The 24438-nt window shown below is 41.1% G+C and carries 23 protein-coding genes and 1 pseudogene; 17 read left to right on the forward strand and 7 right to left on the reverse strand.

Annotated elements, in window-relative coordinates; genetic code table 11:
- Nucleotides 1–154: 154 nt before the first annotated feature.
- The 4 genes from ACEYW6_RS20860 to ACEYW6_RS20875 all read left to right on the forward strand — a co-directional run bounded on the left by ACEYW6_RS20860 (nucleotide 155) and on the right by ACEYW6_RS20875 (nucleotide 6164).
- Nucleotides 155–1399 carry a glycosyltransferase gene (locus tag ACEYW6_RS20860; RefSeq protein ID WP_412981243.1) on the forward strand — a complete coding sequence of 415 codons (1245 nt, stop codon included), beginning with the start codon at nucleotides 155–157 and terminating at the stop codon, nucleotides 1397–1399.
- A 102-nt stretch (nucleotides 1400–1501) separates the two neighbouring features.
- Nucleotides 1502–3367: a glycosyltransferase gene (locus tag ACEYW6_RS20865; protein ID WP_412981244.1), complete on the forward strand. Its 1866-nt coding sequence runs from the start codon at nucleotides 1502–1504 to the stop codon at nucleotides 3365–3367.
- On the forward strand, nucleotides 3345–3626 hold the full coding sequence (locus ACEYW6_RS20870) for a hypothetical protein (RefSeq protein ID WP_412981245.1): 282 nt from the start codon (nucleotides 3345–3347) through the stop codon (nucleotides 3624–3626). The genes ACEYW6_RS20865 and ACEYW6_RS20870 overlap by 23 nt, the downstream gene beginning before the upstream one ends.
- Nucleotides 3627–3635: 9 nt before the next feature.
- Nucleotides 3636–6164 (forward strand): sugar phosphate nucleotidyltransferase, encoded by a 2529-nt coding sequence (locus tag ACEYW6_RS20875; RefSeq protein WP_412981246.1) that lies wholly within the window; start codon nucleotides 3636–3638, stop codon nucleotides 6162–6164.
- 93 nt (nucleotides 6165–6257) lie between these two features.
- On the opposite strand, the gene ACEYW6_RS20880 is transcribed toward ACEYW6_RS20875, so the two are convergent.
- Both ACEYW6_RS20880 and ACEYW6_RS20885 read right to left on the reverse strand, forming a co-directional pair.
- Nucleotides 6258–6518 (reverse strand): Txe/YoeB family addiction module toxin, encoded by a 261-nt coding sequence (locus tag ACEYW6_RS20880; RefSeq protein WP_412981247.1) that lies wholly within the window; start codon nucleotides 6516–6518, stop codon nucleotides 6258–6260.
- Nucleotides 6511–6765, reverse strand: a complete 255-nt coding sequence (locus ACEYW6_RS20885) for a type II toxin-antitoxin system Phd/YefM family antitoxin (protein ID WP_412981248.1) — start codon at nucleotides 6763–6765, stop codon at nucleotides 6511–6513. Before ACEYW6_RS20885 ends, ACEYW6_RS20880 begins: the two co-directional genes overlap by 8 nt.
- Nucleotides 6766–7054: 289 nt before the next feature.
- Here ACEYW6_RS20885 and fldA point away from each other — a divergent pair, with 289 nt between their 5' ends.
- The 3 genes from fldA to ACEYW6_RS20900 all read left to right on the forward strand — a co-directional run bounded on the left by fldA (nucleotide 7055) and on the right by ACEYW6_RS20900 (nucleotide 8700).
- Nucleotides 7055–7567 carry a flavodoxin FldA gene (gene fldA / locus ACEYW6_RS20890; protein ID WP_412981249.1) on the forward strand — a complete coding sequence of 171 codons (513 nt, stop codon included), beginning with the start codon at nucleotides 7055–7057 and terminating at the stop codon, nucleotides 7565–7567.
- 68 nt (nucleotides 7568–7635) lie between these two features.
- The gene (locus ACEYW6_RS20895; RefSeq protein ID WP_412981250.1) at nucleotides 7636–8391 is read left to right on the forward strand and encodes an alpha/beta fold hydrolase; all 756 of its coding nucleotides are present in this window, start codon (nucleotides 7636–7638) and stop codon (nucleotides 8389–8391) included.
- Between the two features lie 165 nt (nucleotides 8392–8556).
- Nucleotides 8557–8700 (forward strand): hypothetical protein, encoded by a 144-nt coding sequence (locus ACEYW6_RS20900; protein WP_412981251.1) that lies wholly within the window; start codon nucleotides 8557–8559, stop codon nucleotides 8698–8700.
- Between the two features lie 680 nt (nucleotides 8701–9380).
- Here ACEYW6_RS20900 and ACEYW6_RS20905 read toward each other — a convergent pair.
- Nucleotides 9381–10253 (reverse strand): annotated as a pseudogene (locus tag ACEYW6_RS20905) (IS630 family transposase).
- A gap of 210 nt (nucleotides 10254–10463) precedes the next feature.
- Between ACEYW6_RS20905 and ACEYW6_RS20910 the strand changes: the two are divergent.
- From ACEYW6_RS20910 to ACEYW6_RS20920, 3 genes are all read left to right on the forward strand, one after another.
- On the forward strand, nucleotides 10464–10901 hold the full coding sequence (locus ACEYW6_RS20910) for a hypothetical protein (RefSeq protein ID WP_412981252.1): 438 nt from the start codon (nucleotides 10464–10466) through the stop codon (nucleotides 10899–10901).
- A 24-nt stretch (nucleotides 10902–10925) separates the two neighbouring features.
- On the forward strand, nucleotides 10926–12809 hold the full coding sequence (locus tag ACEYW6_RS20915; protein ID WP_412981253.1) for a CHAT domain-containing protein: 1884 nt from the start codon (nucleotides 10926–10928) through the stop codon (nucleotides 12807–12809).
- A gap of 165 nt (nucleotides 12810–12974) precedes the next feature.
- Nucleotides 12975–15287, forward strand: a complete 2313-nt coding sequence (locus ACEYW6_RS20920; RefSeq protein WP_412981254.1) for a P-loop NTPase fold protein — start codon at nucleotides 12975–12977, stop codon at nucleotides 15285–15287.
- A 65-nt stretch (nucleotides 15288–15352) separates the two neighbouring features.
- Here ACEYW6_RS20920 and ACEYW6_RS20925 read toward each other — a convergent pair whose 3' ends face one another.
- Nucleotides 15353–16666: an ABC transporter ATP-binding protein gene (locus ACEYW6_RS20925; RefSeq protein ID WP_412981255.1), complete on the reverse strand. Its 1314-nt coding sequence runs from the start codon at nucleotides 16664–16666 to the stop codon at nucleotides 15353–15355.
- A 189-nt stretch (nucleotides 16667–16855) separates the two neighbouring features.
- On the opposite strand from ACEYW6_RS20925, the gene ACEYW6_RS20930 reads away from it, so the two are divergent.
- From ACEYW6_RS20930 to ACEYW6_RS20955, 6 genes are all read left to right on the forward strand, one after another.
- A complete protein-coding gene (locus ACEYW6_RS20930) occupies nucleotides 16856–18112 on the forward strand; it encodes an FAD-dependent oxidoreductase (protein ID WP_412981256.1) in 1257 nt (418 codons plus the stop codon).
- Nucleotides 18113–18383: 271 nt separating this feature from the next.
- Nucleotides 18384–18959 (forward strand): single-stranded DNA-binding protein, encoded by a 576-nt coding sequence (locus ACEYW6_RS20935; protein WP_412981257.1) that lies wholly within the window; start codon nucleotides 18384–18386, stop codon nucleotides 18957–18959.
- Between the two features lie 359 nt (nucleotides 18960–19318).
- Nucleotides 19319–19594 carry a DUF5132 domain-containing protein gene (locus tag ACEYW6_RS20940; protein ID WP_196510897.1) on the forward strand — a complete coding sequence of 92 codons (276 nt, stop codon included), beginning with the start codon at nucleotides 19319–19321 and terminating at the stop codon, nucleotides 19592–19594.
- 134 nt (nucleotides 19595–19728) lie between these two features.
- The gene (locus tag ACEYW6_RS20945; protein ID WP_190899670.1) at nucleotides 19729–19944 is read left to right on the forward strand and encodes a DUF2945 domain-containing protein; all 216 of its coding nucleotides are present in this window, start codon (nucleotides 19729–19731) and stop codon (nucleotides 19942–19944) included.
- Between the two features lie 29 nt (nucleotides 19945–19973).
- Complete coding sequence (locus ACEYW6_RS20950; RefSeq protein ID WP_412981258.1) at nucleotides 19974–20435, forward strand: rhodanese-like domain-containing protein; 462 nt, start codon at nucleotides 19974–19976, stop codon at nucleotides 20433–20435.
- Between the two features lie 80 nt (nucleotides 20436–20515).
- Complete coding sequence (locus tag ACEYW6_RS20955; RefSeq protein ID WP_190899674.1) at nucleotides 20516–21271, forward strand: TIGR04283 family arsenosugar biosynthesis glycosyltransferase; 756 nt, start codon at nucleotides 20516–20518, stop codon at nucleotides 21269–21271.
- Here ACEYW6_RS20955 and ACEYW6_RS20960 read toward each other — a convergent pair.
- From ACEYW6_RS20960 to ACEYW6_RS20970, 3 genes are all read right to left on the reverse strand, one after another.
- Nucleotides 21256–21957, reverse strand: coding sequence for a DUF547 domain-containing protein (locus ACEYW6_RS20960; RefSeq protein ID WP_190899676.1), 702 nt, complete (start codon nucleotides 21955–21957; stop codon nucleotides 21256–21258). The genes ACEYW6_RS20955 and ACEYW6_RS20960 overlap by 16 nt on opposite strands.
- A 432-nt stretch (nucleotides 21958–22389) precedes the next feature.
- A complete protein-coding gene (locus tag ACEYW6_RS20965) occupies nucleotides 22390–23427 on the reverse strand; it encodes a CobW family GTP-binding protein (RefSeq protein ID WP_412981259.1) in 1038 nt (345 codons plus the stop codon).
- A 79-nt stretch (nucleotides 23428–23506) separates the two neighbouring features.
- Nucleotides 23507–23878 (reverse strand): hypothetical protein, encoded by a 372-nt coding sequence (locus ACEYW6_RS20970; protein WP_412981260.1) that lies wholly within the window; start codon nucleotides 23876–23878, stop codon nucleotides 23507–23509.
- A 237-nt stretch (nucleotides 23879–24115) separates the two neighbouring features.
- Here ACEYW6_RS20970 and ACEYW6_RS20975 point away from each other — a divergent pair, with 237 nt between their 5' ends.
- Nucleotides 24116–24424, forward strand: a complete 309-nt coding sequence (locus ACEYW6_RS20975; protein WP_196510903.1) for an ArsR/SmtB family transcription factor — start codon at nucleotides 24116–24118, stop codon at nucleotides 24422–24424.
- Nucleotides 24425–24438: the final 14 nt, after the last annotated feature.

The raw sequence follows: 24438 nt of genomic DNA on the forward strand, positions 1-24438 counted from the left end.
TTGAGGTGCGGCAATTACTAAACTTTTCAAAACAGTTAACTGTAACAAAAGTAGTCATCAAATTTTGACTTAACCTAGTTAGTCAATAAAGGTAGCAGATGTTCGGCTTTATTTCCCTCGGTCTTTACATATCCTCGTTCTGTAATGTGAAATTATGAAGACAAACTCATCCAACTCACTGTTAACAGCACCAACTGGCCCACTAAAGATTTCCGAGTTGCCACCTAACCGTGTGGCTACAAGTGGTGAATCTATCCATCTTTCCCTAGTAATTCCTACTTATAAAGAGCGTGACAACATCAAAAATGTGGTCAGCATATTGAGTCGGTTACTGGATGAATCTATTCCAGGAAACTATGAATTGATTGTGGTAGACGATGATAGCCCAGACCGAACTTGGGAAATAGCACAATCCTTGACGACAGAATACCCGCAGTTACGGGTGATGCGACGCCAACAAGAACGGGGGTTATCCTCAGCGGTGATTCGTGGGTGGCAAGCAGCTACGGGGAATGTGTTGGGGGTGATTGATGGAGATTTGCAGCATCCACCAGAAGTGCTGATGCAACTGTTGCGTAGCGTTGAGGAGGGAGCAGATTTGGCAGTAGCCAGCCGTCATGTTGAAGGAGGTGGTGTCAGTAGCTGGAGTGTTGTCAGGCGTTTCTTGTCTCGTGGTGCTCAGTTGTTAGGCTTGGTGATTTTGCCGGGGGTACTGGGGAGAGTTTCTGACCCAATGAGTGGTTATTTTATGGTGCGCCGGAGTGCGATCGCAAATGCAACACTCAATCCAGTTGGATACAAAATTCTCCTAGAAGTAATCGGGCGCGGGAAAGTAGACCAAGTTGCCGAAGTTGGGTATGTGTTCTGTGAACGCAAAGAGGGTGAGAGTAAGGTCACATGGAAGCAATATATAGATTACATCCACCACTTAGTACGGTTGCGGCTTTCCACAGGACGAGTAGGACGATTGAGTAGAAAAGTCAATTTCCCCGTTGGCCGATTTCTTCGCTTTGGGGCGGTTGGCTTTAGTGGGGTATTTGTGGATATGGCAGTACTTTACTTGCTCAGTGATCCGACTACCTTGGCTTTGCCACTGACGCGCAGCAAAATTATTGCTGGTGAAATTGCGATTTTAAATAATTTCTTGTGGAATGATGCTTGGACATTTGCCGATGTCAGCGCCAGACAGCAAGAATGGCATCAACGCCTGAAGCGGTTTGTGAAATTCAACGCCATTTGCCTTGCTGGACTCGTATTGAATGTACTGATATTAAATCTGGTATTCAATTTCTTGATTCCTAACCGCTATATTGCCAACTTTATTGCGATCGCAGTTGCTACCATCTGGAATTTCTGGATTAATTTGAAACTTAGCTGGCGCGTCACTGATGTGAAATAATCACAACGAGGGATTTGAGATTTTGATTTTTGTTCTTAGACTTTAGAACGAACTGAAATCTAAAACGTCAAATCTACAAATCCATTTGTGTGAGGCCCGGCAATGAGAGTTTTTTTCCAAGGTGCATTTTATTTTTCCAGAAAAATTATCTCGTTGCTACCTGCATCTGCTATCAATTTCCTATCTCTGGCAGATACAAACTCTGCCTCACAACACAAGCATTGGCATAGTTGGCATCGCCTCCCTCCTTCCTGGGTTCACCCCTTGCTGAACTTGATGTGGTTGCTCATCGGCATTAGCTTGCGCCTAGCCAACTTGACTGCAAAGCCTCCTTGGACTGATGAGTTTTCCACCTTAGTGTTTAGCTTGGGGAATACTTTTTTATCAGTACCCCTAGATCAAGCGATCGCACCTGATGTTCTCCTATCACCACTACAACCAAACCCAGCGGCTAGTATTGGTGATGTCATTCATAACTTGGTTACACAAGATACACACCCACCACTGTATTTTGTGCTGGCTTACCTATGGATGAAATTATTTCCCAGCGACGGAGGATTAGTATCGATATTTGCGGCGCGATCGCTACCAGCTATAATTGGTGCTGCCTCAATACCATGTGTTTACCTATTGGGTAGGGTAGCATTTCGTTCGCCATTAGTAGGACACTTGGCTGCTGCCATGATGGCAGTATCACCCTACGGCATCTTTTTAGCACAAGAAGCACGCCATTACAGTTTGGCAGCCTTATGGGTAACTGCTTCCCTCACCTGCTTAGTAATTGCCACACGTCATATTCAAAACCGCACACCTTTACCCATCTGGATAGCGGTTTCCTGGGTGGAAATTAATGCTTTAGGCCTGGCTACTCATTATTTCTTCAGCCTCACCCTCTGCACAGAAGCTGTAGTTTTAATTTTTCTTGCTTGGCTTCAATTGCAGACTAGCACCAAATTTTCTCTCCTCTTCTCTCCTCCCTGGCGGCGGATCTATGCCGTTGCTGTAGGTACTTGTGTGGCGGGTTTAATTTGGCTACCAATCTTTTTAGAGAATAAAAATCGTAGTAATTTGACCGAGTGGATTCGAGGTTCGCGCGTCGGACTAGATTGGTTAAGCCCAATTTTTCAAGCTTTAGGAACATTGATTGCAATGATTTCCCTGTTACCAGTTGAATCTTCGCAACTATTGGTTGTGATTCCTTCTGGAGTGGTAATGCTGATTTTCTTTATTTGGGCAGTACCAATTTTGCTGCGTGGGATCAAGATTCAACTACAGCAGCCAGAAAGCCGGATGATGATTCAGGTGTTTGCTGGAGTCGTGATCAGTGCGATCGCTTTATTCTTTATCTTTACGTACTTTTTCGGTATTGATCTGACAAGAGGTGCTAGATATAACTTTGTTTATTTTCCCGCGATCGTTGTTTTACTAGGGGCAAGCCTCGCAGTTTGTTGGCATCCTCCCAAGGAATGGATAGAAACACAGCAAGGGAAAAATAGGATAAAAAGTATAGGTAAATGGGGAATAAACGGTAAAAAAGCCGTGATGTTAATTTGGTTAATGGGATTTGTCAGTGCAGTTACAGTAATCTGCAATCTCGGCTATCAAAAATATTATCGTCCTGACCTGTTTGTGCAACTAATTCAACAAACATCCCCAATACCAGTACTGATTGCCAATACTCACAAAACTTATGTACACACTGGGGAAATGATCGGAGTAGCTAGGGAGTTTAAACTTGCAAATTCACCCCAAAAACCTCTGTTTCTCCTTGCCCATCAAGACCAAGACCCGAATACTTCCAGCATTACTCTGGAAAATACTTTAAAGAAATTACCACGACCTTTTGACTTGTGGCTGGTAAACTTTCACGCACCTGTAGCAGAAGCCGTTAAAACATGCCTTATGTCTGAGAGTCAATCTTTGCCAAGCGTAGACGGCTACGAATATGAACTTTATCATTGCCAATAACTTGGGAAATGGGAACTGGGGAGTGGGGCATGAGGGAGCAGGGGAAGCAGGGGAGAATTGGGGACAAGAGGAACTTGAAACAAGTCTTTCCCCTTGTCCGCAATTCTCCTTGTCCCCAAGTCCTCTTGCCCAATCCCCAATCCCCAATCTATATGCATCTTGTGGAAGTTCCTCAAATATCGATATCCATAGGAGACTAGAGAAAGAAGAAAAAATATATCTGACACGTTTTCAAGCATCGAAGGCTGTAACTAGTTAAGGAGGATTTATGCGTGCAGTACTGATGGCAGGGGGTTCGGGAACGCGGCTTCGCCCGTTAACTTGCGATCTGCCCAAACCGATGGTGCCGATCCTAAATCGACCAATTGCCGAACATATTATCAATCTCCTCAAACGACATCAAATTACAGAAGTTATTGCAACATTGCATTATTTACCTGATGTCTTGCGAGACTATTTTCAAGATGGCAGCGATTTTGGTGTCCAGATGACCTATGCCGTCGAAGAAGATCAGCCTCTAGGTACAGCTGGCTGTGTGAAAAACATTGCTGAACTTCTTGATGAAACTTTTTTAGTCATTAGCGGTGATAGCATAACAGATTTTGACCTCACGGCAGCGATCGCATTTCACAAACAAAATAAGTCAAAAGCTACTTTGATTTTGACTAGGGTTCCCAACCCGATTGAATTTGGGGTGGTGATTACCGATGAGAAAGGACGAATTCGGCGATTTTTAGAAAAACCCTCTAGTAGTGAAATTTTTTCCGATACCGTCAACACTGGCACTTACATTCTCGAGCCAGAAGTTTTAGAATATCTGCCAGCAAACATTGAATGTGACTTTTCCAAAGATTTATTTCCTTTACTACTAGCAAAAGATGAGCCAATGTATGGTTACATTGCTCAAGGTTACTGGTGCGATGTTGGTCACTTAGATGCCTACCGGGAAGCTCAGTATGATGCCTTAGATCGCAAGGTAAATCTCGATTGTGCCTACAAAGAGGTTTCTCATGAGTTATGGGTGGGTCAAAATACTTACATCGACCAGACGGCTGTGATTGAAACGCCAGCAGTAATTGGTGACAATTGCCGCATTGGGGCAAGAGTACAAATTGAGGCCGGAACTGTAATTGGCGATAATGTCACCATTGGCGCTGATGCGAATCTCAAACGTCCCATAGTGTGGAATGGGGCATTCATTGGCGATGAAGCACATCTTTCTGCCTGTGTAATTTCCCGTGGCGCTCGTGTAGATCGCCGCGCCCATGTATTAGAAGCTGCTGTTGTGGGTTCGCTTTCCACGGTGGGAGAAGAAGCCCAAATTAGCCCTGGCGTGCGCGTTTGGCCCAGTAAAAAGATTGAGTCAGGGGCAGTTTTAAACATTAACTTGATTTGGGGAAACACCGCCCAACGAAATTTATTCGGGCAACGTGGTGTCCAAGGATTAGCTAATATCGACATCACCCCAGAATTCGCGGTGAAATTGGGAGCTGCTTACGGTTCTACTTTGAAACCTGGTTCTAAGGTAACGGTTTCCCGTGACCAGCGTAATGTCTCTCGGATGGTGACGCGATCGCTGATTGCTGGTTTGATGTCAGTAGGTATTGATATTCAAAACCTCGATGCTACAGCTATCCCCATTGCCCGCACAGTTATACCTACAATGTCAGTAGTTGGTGGCATCCATGTGCGGGTACACCCCGATCGCCCTGACTACATTTTGATTGAATTCATGGATGCTAAGGGCATTAATATCACCAAAGCCCTGGAAAAGAAAATTGAAGGGGCTTACTTTAAGGAGGATATGCGTCGGGCGCTAATTCATGAAATTGGCGATGTATCTTATCCTAGCCAAGTCATGGAGCGCTACTGCACTGCTTTTGAGAAATTGTTGCATGTTCATACACTCCGCAACAGCCGCGCAAAAGTGGTGATTGACTATGTTTATGCGGTATCGGGGGCAGTTTTACCTCAAATGTTGGATAAATTTGGCGCTGATGCAGTGGTGTTGAATGCCAGTGTCAATAAAACGGCAATGTCAATCACTGACCGCGAAGGACTGCTGACTCAGTTAGGTCATGTAGTGGAGGCATTGAAAGCTAACTTTGGCGTGCAAGTCTCGGCTAATGGAGAACAGTTAATTTTAGTTGATGAATCAGGCTACCCAATTCGTGGAGAAACTTTAACAGCACTGATGGTAGACATGATTCTGACGGCTAACCCCAGAGGAACGGTAGTAGTGCCAGTTCATGCTTCCAGTGCTATTGAACAAGTCGCCCGCCGCCACGATGGTAGAGTCATTCGCACTAAAGCCAACCCTACAGCCTTAATGGAGGCTTGTCAGAAAAATCCGAATGTGGTGCTAGGAGGTAGTGGAGAGACTGGTTTTATTTTCCCGCAACTGCATCCGGGATTTGATTCCATGTTTTGCATTGCCAAGATAATTGAGATGTTGACTATACAGGAGCGATCGCTTGCTGCTGCTCGGTCAGAATTGCCCCGTGTAATTCACAAAACTTATACAGTCCGCTGCCCGTGGACAGCTAAGGGTGCTTTGATGCGTTATTTGGTGGAAACTCACCCAGCCCAAAACCTAGAACTCATTGATGGAGTGAAAATTTGTCAACCCTACGATGACAGTTGGCTGTTAGTTTTACCAGATGCTAGCGAACCACTAGTGCATTTGTATGCAAATAGCAACGATCGCGAATGGGTAGATGAGACTGTGAGAAACTACCGCACCCGCGTCCAGACTTTTGTGGAAAGACAACAAGAATATCAACCCGCCGAAGCGTAATTCGTAATTCGTAATTCGTAATTCGTAATTCGTAATTGAATTTTTTAATTACGAATTACGTTAGCGCAACGTCATTAGCAATTACGAATTATTTTAATAATGGTATAGACAAGAAATAATTGTTAGATAGGCATCCTCCACCGCATAAACCAAACGGTTTGCATCATCAATTCGCCGCGAACAAAAGCCAGCTAAATTTTCCCGTAGAGGTTCTGGCTTACCTATACCCTCAAAAGGCATCCGCATCGTCTCCTGAATCAGTTTATTGATTCTTTTGAGTGTCTTCTTGTCTTGCCCTTGCCAGTAAAGATAATCAGCCCAAGCCTCATCCGTCCATGCCAGCATTCTAGTCATTGAGCAAATCTCGCTCCACCACTTCCCCCTGCTTAAATTGAGCAATAGAACGTTCCAAATGGGCTGCATTTGTCGGAGACTTCAGCAAATGCACAGTCTCCATCAGACTATTAAAAAACTCTAGCGACATCACCACCGCATCATCCGCATCCCGTCTCGTGATGATCGTATAGTCGGCATCTTCCGCCACCCGATCTAAAACCGTCTTCAGGTTATTTCTCGCCTCGCTAAAAGAGATAACTTTCATCTGGACACAACTTGTACTTTTTATTGTACAAGTATAGCTTTTTCTTCAATTTGTTTGTTTCCTGAAATACTTTACAAAACTTAAATCAAATTAAATGATAAAAAATTTCAATAAGTCTGGTACGATATCTTTAAGCTTATTGAGATAGATATTCATTAAGCTCATGATAAATTTCAACAAGCAAGGTAAATAAGTATCCTTGCGTAAATTATTGCGTTCGCGTAGCATCTCCGTTCGTGCAGCGTCACGCAGGGAAGGAGAATTGCAAAACTATATATCAGGTGAGAATATGTCAAAAAAAATCGGTCTATTCTACGGTACTCAAACTGGCAACACTGAATCTGATGCCGAAAAAATTCAGGATGAGTTTGGTGGTGATGTTGTAACATTACATCCCATTTACGAGGCGGATACTACCACTTTTGATGAGTATGACTTGCTGATTATTGGCTCTCCCACTTGGGATATTGGTCAACTTCAGAGCGATTGGGAAGGCTTTTTCTCCGAGCTAGATGAAATAGATTTTAATGGTAAGCTGGTTGCCTATTTTGGTGATGGCGATCAATATGGCTATGCCGATAATTTCCAGGATGCAATGGGAATTCTAGAAGAAAAAATTTCTCAGCGAGGCGGTAAAACAGTTGGCTACTGGCCAACTGAGGGATATGACTTTGAAAATTCCAGAGCTTTGAAAAATGGCAAGTTTGTCGGATTGGCACTTGATGAAGGTAGTCAATCTGATTTAACAGATGAGCGAATTAAAACTTGGGTTGCTCAGTTGAAGACAGAGTTTGGTTTGTAGAGATTAAAGGCGTACAGCTAGCTGTGCGCTCCTACTGAAATTGATAATTTAGAAGTTATAGGTTATTTATGTCTGATTCATTTGATGTTCTGTGGTTAAGTTCCAGCGCTGCTTTACAGCGTTTTGATAAACCATTACTTCAATATTTATCTGGGTATATGAAAATCGCCCAGTGGGAATACCAGCAAACCAAAGATGAAGCCAGTTCCATAGATCAAGCTGTGGATTTGCTATATGAGTTTTTAGAATGGTGCGATCGCCCCGTACATTTAGCCGGTCATGGGATGGGTGGTGCGATCGCCTTAACCTTTGCGCGGCGATTTCCCCAAAAAGTGCGATCGCTAACTCTGCTGGCTGTAGCTGCTCAACCTGCAAACAATTGGCAGGCTCACTATTACTTTCAACGACAACTTTTTAGCATCAGCCGTGAGCTAGTTTTAGCAAGCAGCGTTCGCAGTCTTTTTGGAAATCAACCAGTTCATACTACTAAGAAGTTAGTAGCTGCCTTAGATAAAGATTTAGAACAATCTCCCTCGTCCCACTCTTTATTTAAGTTGGTTTATTTACCCAAAGGTGGAGTTTCTATGCCAATGATGGTATGTGGTAGCAAGAGTGATCCGGTAGTCAATCCACCTGCATTGCATGACTGGTTGAATTGGTTGAAGCCAGAAGATAAGCTCTGGGAATGCTCACAAGGATATCATTTTTTTCACTACTTCTATCCTCAACAGGTTGGCGAACAAATTTTGAGTTTTTGGGAACGCCACAATCTGCATTTGGTGGAAACATCTGCGCTATCTTTTAGCAGTTCTACAAGTTGGTAAAATGATAATCGTTCTGTGAGATACAAGAGTGCGATCGCTACTTAATAACTCAAGTTGCTAGTTACTCTGGAAGAGGGATGACATAGGGGTAGAGAAAAAAAATCCCTCCAAACAGACAATGAGTTATTAACTACCAAAACAGGTATTCCAGTGGAATTTGTGTTCATGCTAGCCAGTGCGACAGATATACGGGGATTGAGTGCTTTACCTTTGAATTTACCACCTGGGACTCAGGTTTATGCCGATTATGCCTATCTTGATTACACTGTGGAAGATGAATTAATTGAAACTAGTCAAATCTCGATGTAAGTCATGCGAAAAAGTAACTCTAAACGTCAAGATGCACCATGAACTCAATACATTAAATAGTCTATTTGTCACTACATTTAAACCGTATTTAGCGGAGTTACGAGTTGTTTCCAAAAATCGATTCATGCAGTAACACATGAAGGGTTTTTACTGAATTTACAAGCTTTTATTTTTGCCTACACTCTGCAACAAGCTTTTATTGACTAAGTTACAAATGCCACTTTCTCTTCAACTAAACTGAATATTCATGATTGCACTTTCGTGGTAGTTGTATTTCGTACAACCGCTTATTTACTGTGCCTACATTTCCCATATCCTCATTTGTATTTTATTACCCGCAACTTGGGTTAATAGGGAAGCAATCTGCTCATCAGACCAGCCCTTACTTATAGCAGCCAGGGCTAGTTTGGTTCGTGTGGCAAGTAGATTCTAAGAACTTTTTTTACCTTGCTCTACTTATAAAGTATTGCTCTTCTTGATAAAAGGACTATGTATCTTAAATCTCCTAACAGTAGTCGGATTGATCTGAAGTTGTAAAATTGACTACTTTGATAATTTTATTATAAAGATAGTTCAATAGATAAGGTTAATAGAAATTATGAATTGTAAATATTATTGAAATTTAACCAGTTTTCTCTGATTTAATTAGTTAGAATTATTTATAGCAATAGCCAGATGAGTTAGGACGCTAAACGCAAGACAGATTCCATCGTTTCTCGAAGAGAATTAAACTGCTGGATTTGTTTGCGAATTCGACTTTTCAGCCAAGACTAGGATTTCTCAATTCGGCTGAGGTCTGCGGAATAAGGTGGCAAATACAAAACTTCACAGCCAGCATCTCGAATCAATTGTTCAATACATCCACCTTTATGAAAGGTAGCATTGTCCATCGTCACAACCTGACAAAAGTTTGAGTACAGGGATTAAGCAAGTTTTTAGCCAGGTTTGAAACACATCTCGATTACAAGAACCTTCAATAATGAAAGGAGCCATCAACTTCTGATTACACAGTGCGGCAATCATATTCACCCGCCCTTGACGCCGCCCAGACTTGAGAGCATAGAAGCGCTCTCCTTTCTGATTCCAGCCATAGCCATAATCGTCTCGATCCATGCCAGACTCATCAACATAGACAACCATATTTTTTCAAGCTTGGCTATCTGAGCAATAAACGAACTTCGTTTGTACTCGTCTCGTTCTTGATAACCATAGGTCTTTTTTTTTCGCGTGAATCCGATTTTCTCTAACCCACGGGAGATAGTACGCGCACTAATCTCGTCTTCCCATAATTGTGCCATCTGGTCTTGAGTCTTATCCCCGTGTACTTTCACAAAAGCTCGAAATTTCTCCCAGTTGGTGATTTTCTGATTATGTCCAGGGGACTGATTGTGCTTGGCCTGGAAATCTCCGGTTTCTGCAAAGCGTTTCAGCCACAAATTAATTGTGTTTCGACTGATGTTGAACAGTTCACTTGCTTCGCTTTTTTTTAGCCCGTTCAATTCAATGGCTTCAATTACCTTCCGGCGGAAATCGTAACTGTAAGGGTTTGCCATTGTTAATCAGTCCTAATTTCAGAACGCAACACTTTTTCTAGTCTACGTCCTAACTGTACTGGCGATTGCTATACATACATAACACATAACTGGATTCACGAGCAAGCGAAAAAGTTTCATATTTTTTGTAGATGGACTTTCGGCTTGTCATACATAAACACCGTTTCAGTAATAAGTCATTCTTCCTTAACCAAATACTTTGTAAACAGTATGAAGACCTACTTAAAAGTTGAATTTGAAGTTAAAAATTCAAAAAATGTTGAAAATGTCGAGAAAATTTTATATGAAACCTTTAAAGTAAAATTTCAGCAAATTGACACACAAGAGGTTGAAAGTTATAAAGATATTCAGGTGAATGTGGGAGGAGATTTAGCAGTTGGAGAGATAGTAATTGCAGTCATTGGCTTGGCTGTTGCAGTTGTAGACTTATATAAGTTCTTGAAAGAAAAAGAACTGAGGTTAGAAGAACTAGATGTTGAAAAAGCAAAGCTTGAATTGGAAAGAGCAAAGTTTGAATTGGAAAAGCTCTCAAACTTTGAAAGAGAAAGGCTAAGGCAAGCTTTTATCGAAGAAGATTTACCGCAAATCTTACAGGCAAGTGATGTGACTTATACTGAGCTTGATACATCCATTTATATAAAAGAGTAGGGAAGTCAAGCTAAAGGTATTTATATGAAGCAAGCTGAAGACATATCTACCTTTCACTTAGAGTTAGAAACCCTTGGCTCATCATCAGAAGCTCTGAGAGTTAAGCTTATCAGTGGACCAGATAGTGATGAAGAATCAGAAACTCATGTGATTGATAATCCATTACACAAACAATTTGTAAGCGATATCGAATTAGGACGAGCACTTTATGAGTGTCTTTTTGGCTCTAAAGAGAATCCTAATGAAATCGGTCAGAGGCTCAGCAAGTATTATAACGAAAAATGTGCTAATCAGCTAGACAACCAAGTATGTATACGCTTGCTGTTGAAATTTTCATCTACTAAAAAACGCCCTGAGCCAGCAATAAGTCTTCCTTGGGAATTGTTACACGACGGTCAAAAATGGTTAGGTAGAGATCCACGCATTTCTATTGCCCGCCGAACAACTTTTAAAAGTAATTCTCCCCAGAAAAATGATTCTTCCTTACGAGTGTTATTAGCTTATGCTGAACCCAAAGTTTTAACTCAATTCGATGGCGAAGAACATTTAAAAAAGATTGCAAAAGCGATAGGAGAATCTACATGGTTAGATTTAGTGCTACTTCCTAAAGCTAATCGTTTAACTCTTAAGGAAAAGCTTAAAGAAGGATTTCATATTTTTCACTTTTTAGGACATGGAGAAGCTGAATCCTCAGCAGAAGTAGGATTGAATGCCTATTTACATCTTGAGAGTTCCCATTATCAAGATAAAAGTGAGAGAGTATCTGCACTTGATTTCGCAGAGTGGTTTAAAGAGGCAAAAATTTCACCACAGTTAGTTGTGCTTACTGCTTGTCAAAGCAGTATAACAAACTGCTTCTCAGCTTTAGGCACTGCTCAAGCATTGCTTGATAGCGGCATTCCTGCTGTAGTAGCGATGCAAGCAAATCTACGTATTCCAGAGGCACTCTTGTTTGCGCAAGCATTTTATAAGCAGATAGCAAATCACACCACAGTAGATGATGCCCTTCAAGCGGGACGTAAAGCACTTGATCCATTGACAACTAGATCAAAGCAAAGAGGCGTAGAAGAACAGGTAATTCGTTTGCTGAAACCTCCTACTTTAAGTGACACAGGGAAGGTATTTGAAATTGATACTGCGCAAGAGTCTTTAGGAAACACCTTGAAAGATCAAACTGTTAGGTTTCCAGCTTGGGCAATTCCAGTTCTTTTACTTAATGGTGATAGTCGATTAGGGCTGGAACCTCCCCCTCAAAAAATTTGCTGGAAATTAGAAAAGATTTTCTGTGAAATGGTATACATTCCCGAAGGTAATTTTTATATTGACAAATATCCAGTCACTTATGCTGCTTATCAAGAATTTAATGTGCAATTAAGTAATCCCCATTTCAAAGAAAACTCTTCAGAAGACTTTGATAACTATCCTGTAACTCGTGTATCGATAGAACAAGCTAGAGAGTTTGCCCATTGGACGGGTAGGCGTTTACCTCTAGTTGAAGAATGGCAACAAGCGGCTCTTTCAGGCATACCTGACAAATATCAACGTTACACATGGGGCAATCAAGTTCGACAAAATTCTTGTAATACCCTCGAAAGTGGACGTAATCCGTTAAGCCCGATGTCTGTTATAGAAGAAGCAGATTGCTATAAGGGTAATACGAATCCAAGCGGTATGTGTGGCATTATTGGTAACGTTGCTGAGTTTGCTGAAGATAATGCTGGAGAAATTAGATTATGTGGTGGTACATATATTACCAAACTGGAAAGCATTTCTATTAAACAAGCACTTCCAGCAGCAAAAGGACTTTTCAAAACAGTAGGATTTCGGTGTATTGCTGATTGGCAAGCCATTAAGGTAGCTCAAAGGGAAGGTAGATTATCTATCCCTTTAAGTGCAAGTTGCTCATAAAAATTAGTTAGCTTAAAAAGTAATAATCTTAAAAGTATATTTGAAAAGTATAGATTTTATAAATAAATTTTACCATCTTTAATAATCACTATTCAAGAATATAGTAGATAAATAATCAGGTGTTAAGTATTAATCACAATTTACAGAGAATGAATCAGAACAAGTATGTATATCGGTCCCATTCTTCTAAGTGATGCACCAGTCGATTCTGAAGGAGATTTAATCTGGCAAGAAACAGATATCGACTTAGATGCTGCCATGATTTCTGACACGATTTTAAATTCTGAAGATCCCTTGGTATTTGCAATTCATGGGCCTTGGGGTTCGGGTAAAACAAGCTTCTTGAAGATAGTCGAAAGTAGACTTAAAAAGCAAGAGAATCAAACAATTTATATTTCTTGGTATATCGCTTCAACTTATCAATCAGTTGGTGATGCAGCTACCACATTAACCTTGCGAATTTTAAGAACCTTACGTGGAGAGACAAGAGATTCATCTTCTTCACCAGCTGAGGATTGGTATACACAATTCATGCAGCAAACCTTTCCTAAAGTTAGAGATGAAGCTATGGGAATGTATGGCTTCTTAGAAGAATTAGCTGCTAAAGTGGCCGTCTTGTCAGATTTAGGAGTATTGATTGAAAACATCCTCAATGGTGGTGCTGAGGGAGACAAGAAAAAACTAGTGCTCATGATTGATGATCTTGACCGTTGTTCACTAGAATATATTGGCGATTTAATAGAGGCAACTCAACGTTTAAGTTCGGTCAAAAATTTATTTATATTCTTAGCTATTGACCAAGCCAGACTTACTAATGCTTTGGGAAAACGGTTTGAAGATGTCAAAGATGAAAGAGGTCCTAGATGGACTGGTGAAAAATATATTCAACATACAATAGAATTGCCACCACTTGATGAAAACAGCCTCAAGGATTTTATTGATAAATCACTTCAATTTAAACATTCTAATGTAGAAAATACAGAACTCTATCCCTCGGCGCTTGAGGCACTTGAGACGATTTCTAAATCAACAAGTTATTTTGCTACTGCGATTCGTCACAAATTTCCAAGAACTGTTAAAGCTTGTATTAACCTTATCCGTCCTGTTTTAACACGAGAAATTATAAAATCTAAAAGACAACATTCTGTTCTAGATAGTGATGAAAAGCGTCGGATTGTCAAAAGACGTTTAATAGAATATTTATTTCGTGAATTTAGTGAAATTTGTTTGAAGAAAGCAGAGTTAAATAAAGATTCTCAAGAGTTTGAATTTTTATTAGAAGCAGAAGGGTATTGTCGTGATTCTTATTCTAAAGGTAAGCCTTCTGTTGATACATACGAATTACTTAAATTTCGACTTGAAAGACTTAAAAGAGCTAATCTTTTGGAAAGTGAGCATTTAATTATTCCTGAGGAATTAGCAAAACTACTAGCTCAAGATCCGTTCTTTTGTTTGGAGGAACGAGAACCTCATGTAGACAATGTTATCGTAGTTGATGCTGAGCAAAAGTTTGTCGAACTATATAATCAATCAGAAGAAGCTAGAAAGGCTAGTGATGCTAAAAACTGTGTGATTGCAGCTACTAATGCCTATAGATTTGCCATCAAGAATCGACAAGCACTTGGTAATGTCGCTTGGAGGGTTCATAACTTAGCACTTAATGCTGAAGAATTCCATAAAATTCCCTTAGCAGAAGCTCTTTACCGATTAGCACTTGAAATTGACCCTACATATGTAAGGTCAATGGTATATTTTTCTGCATTTATTATCAAAAATCGTTTTAATTTATATGATGAAGCTAAACAATGGTTAGAAATAGCTTATAAATCTCGAAATAATGATGAGTTTATTCCACTTATATTGACTTCATCGCTAGTGCTTAAAGAGCGAGTAGGTCAAACTACCACTCAAGAAATTGAGGAAATCAACAGAAGAATAGAAGCCTCTACAGATGCTAAGGAAATAGGTGAATATTTAAGAGGTATGATTGACGCTAAACGTGATACTGAAGCAATTGAATTGTTCAAAAAAGCTGCACCAAAATTTGCTGGTACAAAGTCATTGGCATCAATGCAACTTAACTTTGCTAGCGATTTAATCATGAAAGGAGATCACGGTAGAAATATTTCCTTGATTGCTTTAGAGCTTTTCAAGCAGTTGTTAGACAAACAAGAACTATTACAACAAAATCAAATATCTACTTTGAAGTATTACTACGCTTATGAACTATATGTGTGTGGTTATATAGCCCAAGCTGTAGATCCTTTCTTTGAAGCTTACAATCAAATGCGAAATAATCCAGGAAGTACTTATATAACTAGTAACTTTCCTGAGTTTTTAAGAGATATTGGTGCCACTCACCTCATTCAAAAGGTAATACTTAGAGAGGCAATTGAGCCTTCCGAATGGGTTTTTATAGAAGAAACCGAGCCGCTTCCGGAACATTTTTCCCCTATTGCTTTACCTAATTATCTTTGAGAGATTGGTTACTGTTGATAAAACCAATCCAAAGTGCGTATTCTACCAATTAGACCCGGATAGTCTTAGGGAAATATTGCTAACTCAGTTTCCGGGTCAAAAAAGTGAATTTTCTCTGGAGTGAGAGATAACCATAATTGCTCACCTGCTTTTACAAATCGGTCTGGTGGTATTCGCACTTGTAAGGAATTGGCTGTAGTAGTAGGTTGAGATCCCGGTTCGGCAATCTTAACAGCGAGAAAGGAATCGTTGCCGAGATTTTCTACCAAATCTACTTGCACTGGGAGATTTTTGGTCGCAGGCATACTCAAGTTCAAATGTTCTGGGCGAATGCCTAAAATTAGAGTTTTCCGATCATATTTTTGTAGGGCTTTTCCCCAGACTTCTGGAAGCGTGAAACGCAACTGGGAATGAGTAATCAATAGAGGGGCATGAAATTCCACAGGAATAAAATTCATCGGTGGTGAACCAATGAACTCTGCTACGAAAAGATTGGCAGGACGGTTGTAAAGTTCTAAGGGAGAAGCAACTTGCTGAATTTTACCCTCAGACATAATCGCAATGCGATCGCCCATTGTCATCGCTTCTGTTTGATCGTGGGTGACGTAAATTGTCGTTGTCCCCAATTGGCGCTGCAATTTGACAATTTGAGCGCGGGTTTCCGCCCGTAGTTTGGCATCTAAGTTAGAAAGCGGTTCATCCATTAAAAACACTTGGGGGTCACGTGCGATCGCTCGTCCCAATGCAACTCGTTGCCTTTGTCCCCCAGATAGCTGTTTGGGTAAGCGATTCAGCAATGTTTCGATTTGCAACAGTTGGGCAACACTACGCACCTGCTGATCCACTGACCGTTCTTTGTCAGAAATGTAGCGCAGTCCTTTAGGTAACTTTCTTGTCGTCCCCACAAAAAGATTTTCTGCCCATGTCCGAAGATATGGAGATGAGGAAGTAATTTCTCCTCCTGCTTCCCCTCTTCCCGTAAAACGGCGGCGCAATCCAAAGGCGATGTTGTCATACACCGTCATGTGGGGATAGAGGGCGTAATTTTGAAACACCATTGCTATGTCGCGTTCCTTGGGTGGTAGGTCATTGATCAAGCGATCGCCTATCCAGATATTGCCGCCAGTCATCACTTCTAACCCAGCGATTAACCGCAGCAGAGTGCTTTTACCACAACCGGAAGGCCCCACCAGCACCATAAATTCGCCATCTGCGATCGTCAGGTTAATCCGCCGCAAGACGTTGACACTTCCCGCACGTTCTTGCGCTGCATCAGTTTTCTCCCCAGACTTGAGTGGGGATTGAGTTTGCCCTGTCATACTTTCCCCTTTACGTGGGGAAAAACTTTTATAAACGTTTTCTAAAACAACTTGCGCCACGATTAGTTATTGTCATTGAGCATTGGGGATGGGGCATTGGACATTGGATTTGGACAAATGACAAATGACCAATGACACTTTAGCGCCCATCATAGTACAGGTTCTATGTAAATACGAAAAGTTAAAAAAACAGCTTGCAGCATCAAAAGCAAACTACCCTGAATTTTAGGGCTGTCAGGAGGTGTTGTTATGACTACCGATATACCTAAAAATCTTTCCCAAGACCCAAGTATTAACCCTATCCATGACATTGTAGACGTACAAACCACAGATTGTTGCATTGTGGGTGGGGGCCCGGCAGGAGCAGTATTGGCACTGTTGTTAGCGCGTCAAGGCATTTCTGTGATGCTGCTGGAAGCACACAAAGACTTCGATCGCGACTTTCGCGGCGATACGATTCATCCGTCGGTGATGGAAATTATGGAGGAATTAGGACTTAGCGATCGCTTGCTAGAACTCCCCCATGCCAAAATGCGCCAAATTAGGTTTAAAACTCCTCAAGATACTGTCACATTGGCAGATTTTAGTCATCTGAAAACCCATTATCCCTACATTACGATGCTTCCCCAGGTAAAATTCCTGGAGTTCATCACCCAAGAAGCACAAAAATATCCTAGTTTCCATCTGGTAATGGGTGCAAACGTGCAGGACTTAATTGCCGAAAATGGCGTGATTCAAGGTGTCCGCTATCGGGGAGGCGGTGGTTGGCACGAAATCCGGGCAATACTGACAGTGGGTGCAGATGGTCGCCACTCACGTTTACGCCATCTCGGTGAGTTTGAGTCAATCGAAACCTCGCCGCCAATGGATATCCTCTGGTTTCGCCTGCCCCGGCAGCCAGAAGACCCAGAGGGGGGAATGGGGCGGTTTGGCCAAGGTAAAATCATCGCTATGCTTGACCGTGGTGATGAGTGGCAACTTGCTTATGTCATCCCTAAGGGAGGCTATCAACAACTACGGGCTGCGGGTTTGGAAGAATTAAAAAAATCTGTTGTCGAAGTGGTGCCAGAATTTCACCAACGCATCCAAAATTTACATGATTGGTCACAAATAGCTTTTCTCTCAGTCGAGTCCAGCCGCGTCAAACGCTGGTATCGTCCGAGACTGCTACTCATCGGTGATGCCGCTCATATAATGTCTCCTGTCGGTGGAGTTGGCATTAACTACGCGATTCAAGATGCAGTAGTTGCGGCGAATGTACTCAGCAAACCGCTCAAGAACCGACAAGTACAACTGAGCGACCTAGCAAAAGTACAACGTCAACGCGAGTTGCCCACACGCATCATTCAGGCGTTTCAAACTTTTATCCAAAAGCGGGTATTTGCCCCAGTTCTCACCTCAAATCGCACCTTTGTACCACCTGCGTTTTTGCGCTTACCCATTTTGCGCGACCTACCAGCAAGGTTGATTGCCTTCGGTGTTTTTCCATCTCACGTCAAGACTTAATTTTTGCCAAGAATTTTTTCTATTTAATGAGTTGATGGTACAATTATACTACTCCATGCAGAATTAAATGCTCATTTAGTCAAGCGAGGGTGGCGAGCGGCATACTCAATGCTGTTCAAAGCGATCGCTTGGCTTTTATGCTAGAAAGGACTAAAAACTCAGCCATTATTAAAAAATGCAAACAATTAAACATATCTAGATATTAATTGGCACTACATAGAAAAACCCCCTCTTTTTGAATCAGTACTTTTTGCAGTCAGGAGTAATTTTAATGAACAGCTGCGTTTTGATGGCGGAAATTATTAACGAGCCGCAACTCCGTTATACGGCGGATAATCTGGGAGTTACAGAAATGCTGGTGCAGTTTCCCAATTCCCAGAAACCAGAAGATCCACCAGCCACCCTGAAAGTTGTCGGCTGGGGGAATTTAGCCACAGAAATTCAGCAAAACTATCACCAAGGCGATCGCGTCATTCTGGTAGGACGTTTAGGTATGAGTACTGTTGAGCGCCAAGAAGGTTTTAAAGAAAAACGCGCTGAATTGACAGTGCAACAAATTCAATCTGTTGGAGGTAGTTTTAATACTGATCCATTGCCCTCAGCAACCGCAACTCCATCATTTACTGAAACTGCTCCACGACAACCATCTTCAGCATCTCGTCCTGCACAGAAAGACGTTCCCACTTACGAGTCACCACGTCCAGCGCCTACCCCAGCGACAAATCCTGTTGGCGTTACTCCCCCAGCGACAAGTTACGAACCCATACCCCAACCCACAAATTATGAGCGAACCGCTTATCCAACAGTGAAAGAGGAAGAACCAGATCCAGATGATATTCCCTTCTAAAGTTGGGAGTTTAGCGTGTATTTAACAGGACTTACGCAAAATCATGAAAAAACGAACCACAGAGGACGCAGAGGGCACGGAGAAATAAGAATTTCAGAGAGTTCTTGCGTAAGTCCTATTTAATTTGCTAACTAATATTACGATTAGACAATTTCTACAAATAGCCATCCTTTAGGTAGGATGTGCTATTTTTTTGTCTGCGTTGATTTAAGTCAACTGCGGATTGTAGTGCTGGATGATGAAGATATGCGGGATTGATTATTATCGTTACGATAAATTAATTAGGGTTTTGATAGAGAAATTTAACGAGAAGATGGAATATAGAATGAAGTGAGTTAGACAAGGGAGGTAGAAATAATATGTCAGTAAAACTTTTACCCGATCTTGAAGAATTAGCTGAAGGGTTGGGAGTTACAGGGATTATAGGAATAGTTCTTATACCCGTGTTACTTCCAGTTATAGGTGGTGTTGGCAGGCCAATAGCTAAAGCGGCTGTAAAAAGTGGAATCCGTTTTTATGAAAGAAATAAAGAAGCTTTGGCAGAATTAGGTGAAACTTGGGAAGATATCATCGCAGAAGCGAAAGCAGAGGTTGGTGAAGCAAGAATGAAATCGGCTGAACCAACAGAAACTTAGTAAGCGATCGCTTTGCCAAAAAGATAACAAGAAAAAGTAGCTCCCCATAACCCTTTTTCTATCGTTCGGCTGATTAATTTTTCTGGGCGACCCCACCATAATAAACAGGTATAAAATAGCCAAAAGAAAAACTCGTGACAGAAGAATTAAAGAAAGGCGATAAGGTTAAGTGGAATACGGCACAGGGTGAAACTACTGGCAAAGTTGAAAAAAAATTAACTTCACCCATAGATATCAGTGGACATCATGTTGCTGCTTCAAAGGATAATCCACAGTATCTAGTGAAAAGCGACAAAACTGGAAAAGAAGCTGCTCATAAATTCGATGCTCTTGAGAAAATTGAAGAGTAAAATTGCTGTAATCATCTCTGAATTAGCCAGTGAAAGGACTTGCACTAAACTTCCTCAAACTCCTTATCCGGTTTAAGTTTCCGGCTATTCAGGAGATTACGACTGAAGAATTTGCTCACTGGTTATTAAACTCTAGAAAGTCACAGCCATTAGTGCTAGATGCACGAAGTCAGACAGAGTATGCGGTGAGCCATATCAAAACAGCAACGCATATAGACGCTATTACACCTGACTTAGCAGTACTTTCAACAGTTGCAAAAGATAGACCAATTGTTGTGTACTGTTCCATCGGCTATCGGAGCGCAAAATTAGCCCAACAGCTTGATAAAGCTGGAATGAAGTGCATTTATAACTTAAGCGGTGGGATTTTTCAGTGGGCAAATGAAGGGAGGCTCATCTTTAAAGACGAGCATCCGACACAACTTGTACATCCTTATAATGCAATGTGGGGAAAATTGCTAAAAGCTACTTACCATGCTCAGGAGTGGTAAATACCAGATTTTTCTTGGGACTAAAGCCTAATAACATCAAGCAAGTAGAATAAAAACAACAATAAAACTACTTAAGCTGCATGTCTCAAGTTTCGATTGTCATTCCTACATTAAACGAAGCAGTGAGCTTAGGACGTACATTGCGCCAACTGACTTTACTTAATCCGCCTGCTTTTGAAGTGATAGTGGTAGATGGTGGTAGCGAAGATGAGACAGTGGCAGTTGCAAAGCAAGACTTTGGATCATTCAATCAGTTGCTATGTGTACAAGTTCTCTCATGTGAGCGGCGTGGGCGTTCTATTCAGATGAATTACGGTGCATCGGTTGCAACTGGAGATATTCTTTGCTTTCTTCATGCAGACACTTGGGTACCGGATGACCTAATCAGCGTAATAGAGCAAACCCTAGCAAAGCCAACCATTGCCTGTGGAGGGTTCATTTCTCTGATGAGTGGATCTCAAACGACTCGCTGGGGTATCTCTCTACATAACTATCTAAAAACCTATTACGCACCACTACTATTTAAACCTCACCTGTTTTTTCGAGGATTGCGTCTGTTGTTTGGAGATCAGGTAATGTTCTGCCGTCGGGCTGATTTTTGGGATTGCGACGGATTTAATGAGGCATTGCCGATTATGGAGGATGGAGATTTATGTTTGAGATTAGTTAAAAAAGGACGTATTTATCAGGTGAACCGTATTGTTCACTCTTCAGATCGCCGCGTAGCCAAATGGGGTAGCTCCAAAGCAACTGCAATTTACCTTTACATTGGGTTTTTGTGGGGAATTGGTGTTGATGCAAATTATCTCAAACAGTTTTATCAAGATATTCGCTGATTTAGGCTCCAGTCATAGTGAAGATAGGATATCCGCGTTGAGGCACTAAGGGGATAATCTGTTTTCAAGTAGCAGCGAATGTATTCGGGAATGGAGGGCGCAACCTTTAAAAAATCCTGACGATACCATTTGAAGATTTGATTACAGTAAAGCGTTTTGCTATCCATGTCATAACGGACTTTTTCAGGATTATTTATGAAACGACGCGCATCTTCATCTAACTGTTGACTCACCTGCTCAGGAAAGTAAGCTCCCGAACGAAGTAAGGGACAACCAACCGAAGCACAGACAATCGCAAAATGAATTCGTGGCTCCTGCAATTTATCCCGCAGAATAGAGTTCTCAATTTCAGCTAAACTGTAACTTTCCCGAAAGATATAATAACAGCGACGTTGGAAGAACCACAAAAAAGCTAGCCAGTTGGGAATCCCTAAAATTTTCGGACGAATCGACTTTATTGGGTATCTCTCCAAAATTGTCGAAATGGTGAACGCATTGTAAAGGTTGATCCACAATGCCAATTGCTCAAAAGTGTTGTAATTGGATTTAAAAGCCAGATTTTTTTGACTAGATAACCAATCTGCTACCGCTTGAGGTTGCTCCGTTTTCCAAGCAATATAGTCTACACGACCCTGTTCATCAACATACTGACGCAACAACCTGTCCCAAGGTTCAAAATCAATCATTATCGCTGTATTGATATGTTAGCCGTTGTTTTTAAGTATACTAATCCCAATTAAAAGTTAAAAATCATTATCAGCTTTAAAACAGTAGTCTTTTATGGTTCCGACAGGAGCGATCGTAAATAGACCATGCTATAGGGGCACAGCAATGCTGTGCCCTTACAAAAGATATGGTTTTTAACCTTTTCCATATTTGGTATTTCTTGTCAATGCGTAAGTCCTAAGTTATTGCGATCGCCTGCCGGAAATTGTAAACCAGCGCCTAGCCAGCAGATGCTACAGACAGTTCATATTTATGGAGTATTAAGTATTTTTTGTTGCTATCCAAACTCTGATCCAGAAAACTGTAAAAATCGAGTAATCTGACGGGGCGACAAGCGCCCCGTCAGCTAACGACCACTAAATAAGTTCTGTGATTAATTAACATTTAATTAATTAAGCCAAACATTTGTTAAGTTGTGAGTAAATTTGGCCAATATCCAGCTTTCTACCAATAAAAACTGCTTGATTTTTAGGCGGAGTTTGCCATTCATCAGCATGTAAGCTATAGCGAAGCCCACTCATCTGAAAAATATGGCGCAATTCACTATCACTAAACCACAAAATCCCCTTAGCTCGAAATACATCCTTTGGCATTTCTTCAGTAAGAAAATTCTCAAATCTCTGGACATCAAATGGTCTATCAGTTTGGAAAGAAATCGAAACAAATCCATCATTTTCTAAATGATGAGAGTGATGTTGATGATGATGATGTTCATGATTATGGTCATGATGATGGTGTTCATTCTCGTGAGAACCTTCCGCATTATTAGCGGTATACTCATCTGTTGGAGTTAAACCCACATCTAGAATTAACGGTAACGACACTTCTCCATGTTTTGTGTGCAGAATTTTCGCACCATTTTTCATATCATGGATAAAATTTTCTACAGTTTCTAGTTTTTCTGGAGTAACGAGGTCTGTTTTATTCAGAAGAATAATATCTCCATAGGTAATCTGTTTTAAAGCAGCTTCGCTCTCAAAATGATCTTTATTAAACGTTTCAGAATCTACTACAGTTATAATCGAGTCGAGATTTGTTATATCCCTTAATTCTGTTCCCAAAAAAGTTAATATAATTGGCAAAGGGTCAGCAACACCAGTCGTTTCAATGACTAGATAATCAATGCGGTCTTCTCGTTCTAAAACTCGATAAACTGCATCAACTAAATTATCATTGATGGTACAACAAATACAGCCATTAGTCAGTTCGACCATATCTTGGTCTATAGAAATTAGCAATTGGCTGTCTATGTTAATATCACCAAACTCATTTACAAGTACGGCAACTTTTAAATCTTGTTTGTTTTTGAGAATTTGATTTAGCAGTGTAGTTTTACCACTGCCTAAAAATCCTGTGATAATAGTAACAGGCATTCCTTGTTTAGGAATATCAAGACTTGGGTTTGAAGTTGGTGCTGGTAATTGAGTCATAATCAATTCAACTCTCTGCAAATTTCAAAATTTTTAGTAGTAATTAGTAATTGCTAGTAGTTAGTTTTTAAAAGCCCTACTAATCACTTTTTATTTCCTCGTCTCCATAGGGTGGAGTGGAATTCTCGCCAGAATCGCTTTTTGTAAAACTTCTGTCGGCGCGAATTTTGTCTCGTTGTACCTCTTCGCGGATGATAGGTAAGTTTGCTTTGATTATTCGCTGCATCTTTGCCTCGATTTTGTCCAAGTCATCGGGAGTGATGCTGACTGGACAATCGAAGTCGTAGTAAAACTCGTTTTCTGTGATGGGGCCAGTTGCTACTTTAGTCCTTGGAAATAGCTTTTGCACTGCCATCGCCATTATATGGGCGCAGGTGTGACGAATCCGCATGAGCTTTTCGCACTCGTGCTGGCTCAAGTTTTCCTGGGACTGAGTTAGGGAACTGACCATGCTTAAAAAGAATGAGAATCGTTATCATGATAGCGCAAAAAAAGTTTGATGGTGCAACCTCGATGGAGAAAAGATAAAACTGCATGACAAGAGTGAGGGATGCCACCTTGCTAGAGAGACTTAACAGGAAAAGTCAGATCCACAACTTCTAGCGCTCTGGAGAAGGAAAGAAGTATGATATAGACTTGAAAAAATTTTCATATCAATAGCCATTCATTCAAATCATATTAATGGTGAATGATGAACCCTAAAACCTTATCGTCTCCAGATGTTTGCGCCCGGCAACTCAAAATCTTAGCAGATACCACTCGTCTATCTGTTCTCCAAATTCTCATGGAAGGCCCTAAACACGTCGGAGAACTGAATGCTGTTTTGAAGCTAGAGCAGAGTTTGTTATCCCACCATTTAAAAATTTTGCGGAAAGCAGGTTTTGTGGAGGCCACACGAGATGGCAAGGCAGTACTTTACCATTTTGTGCCGACGATTCGACAAGTCAACACTGGTAAGGCAATTGATTTAGGCTGTTGTCTGCTTTCTTTTGAATAAAAATTTAGAAGCAA

The organism is Nostoc sp. UIC 10607 (assembly GCF_047228265.1).
GTDB lineage: Bacteria > Cyanobacteriota > Cyanobacteriia > Cyanobacteriales > Nostocaceae > Nostoc > Nostoc foliaceum_A.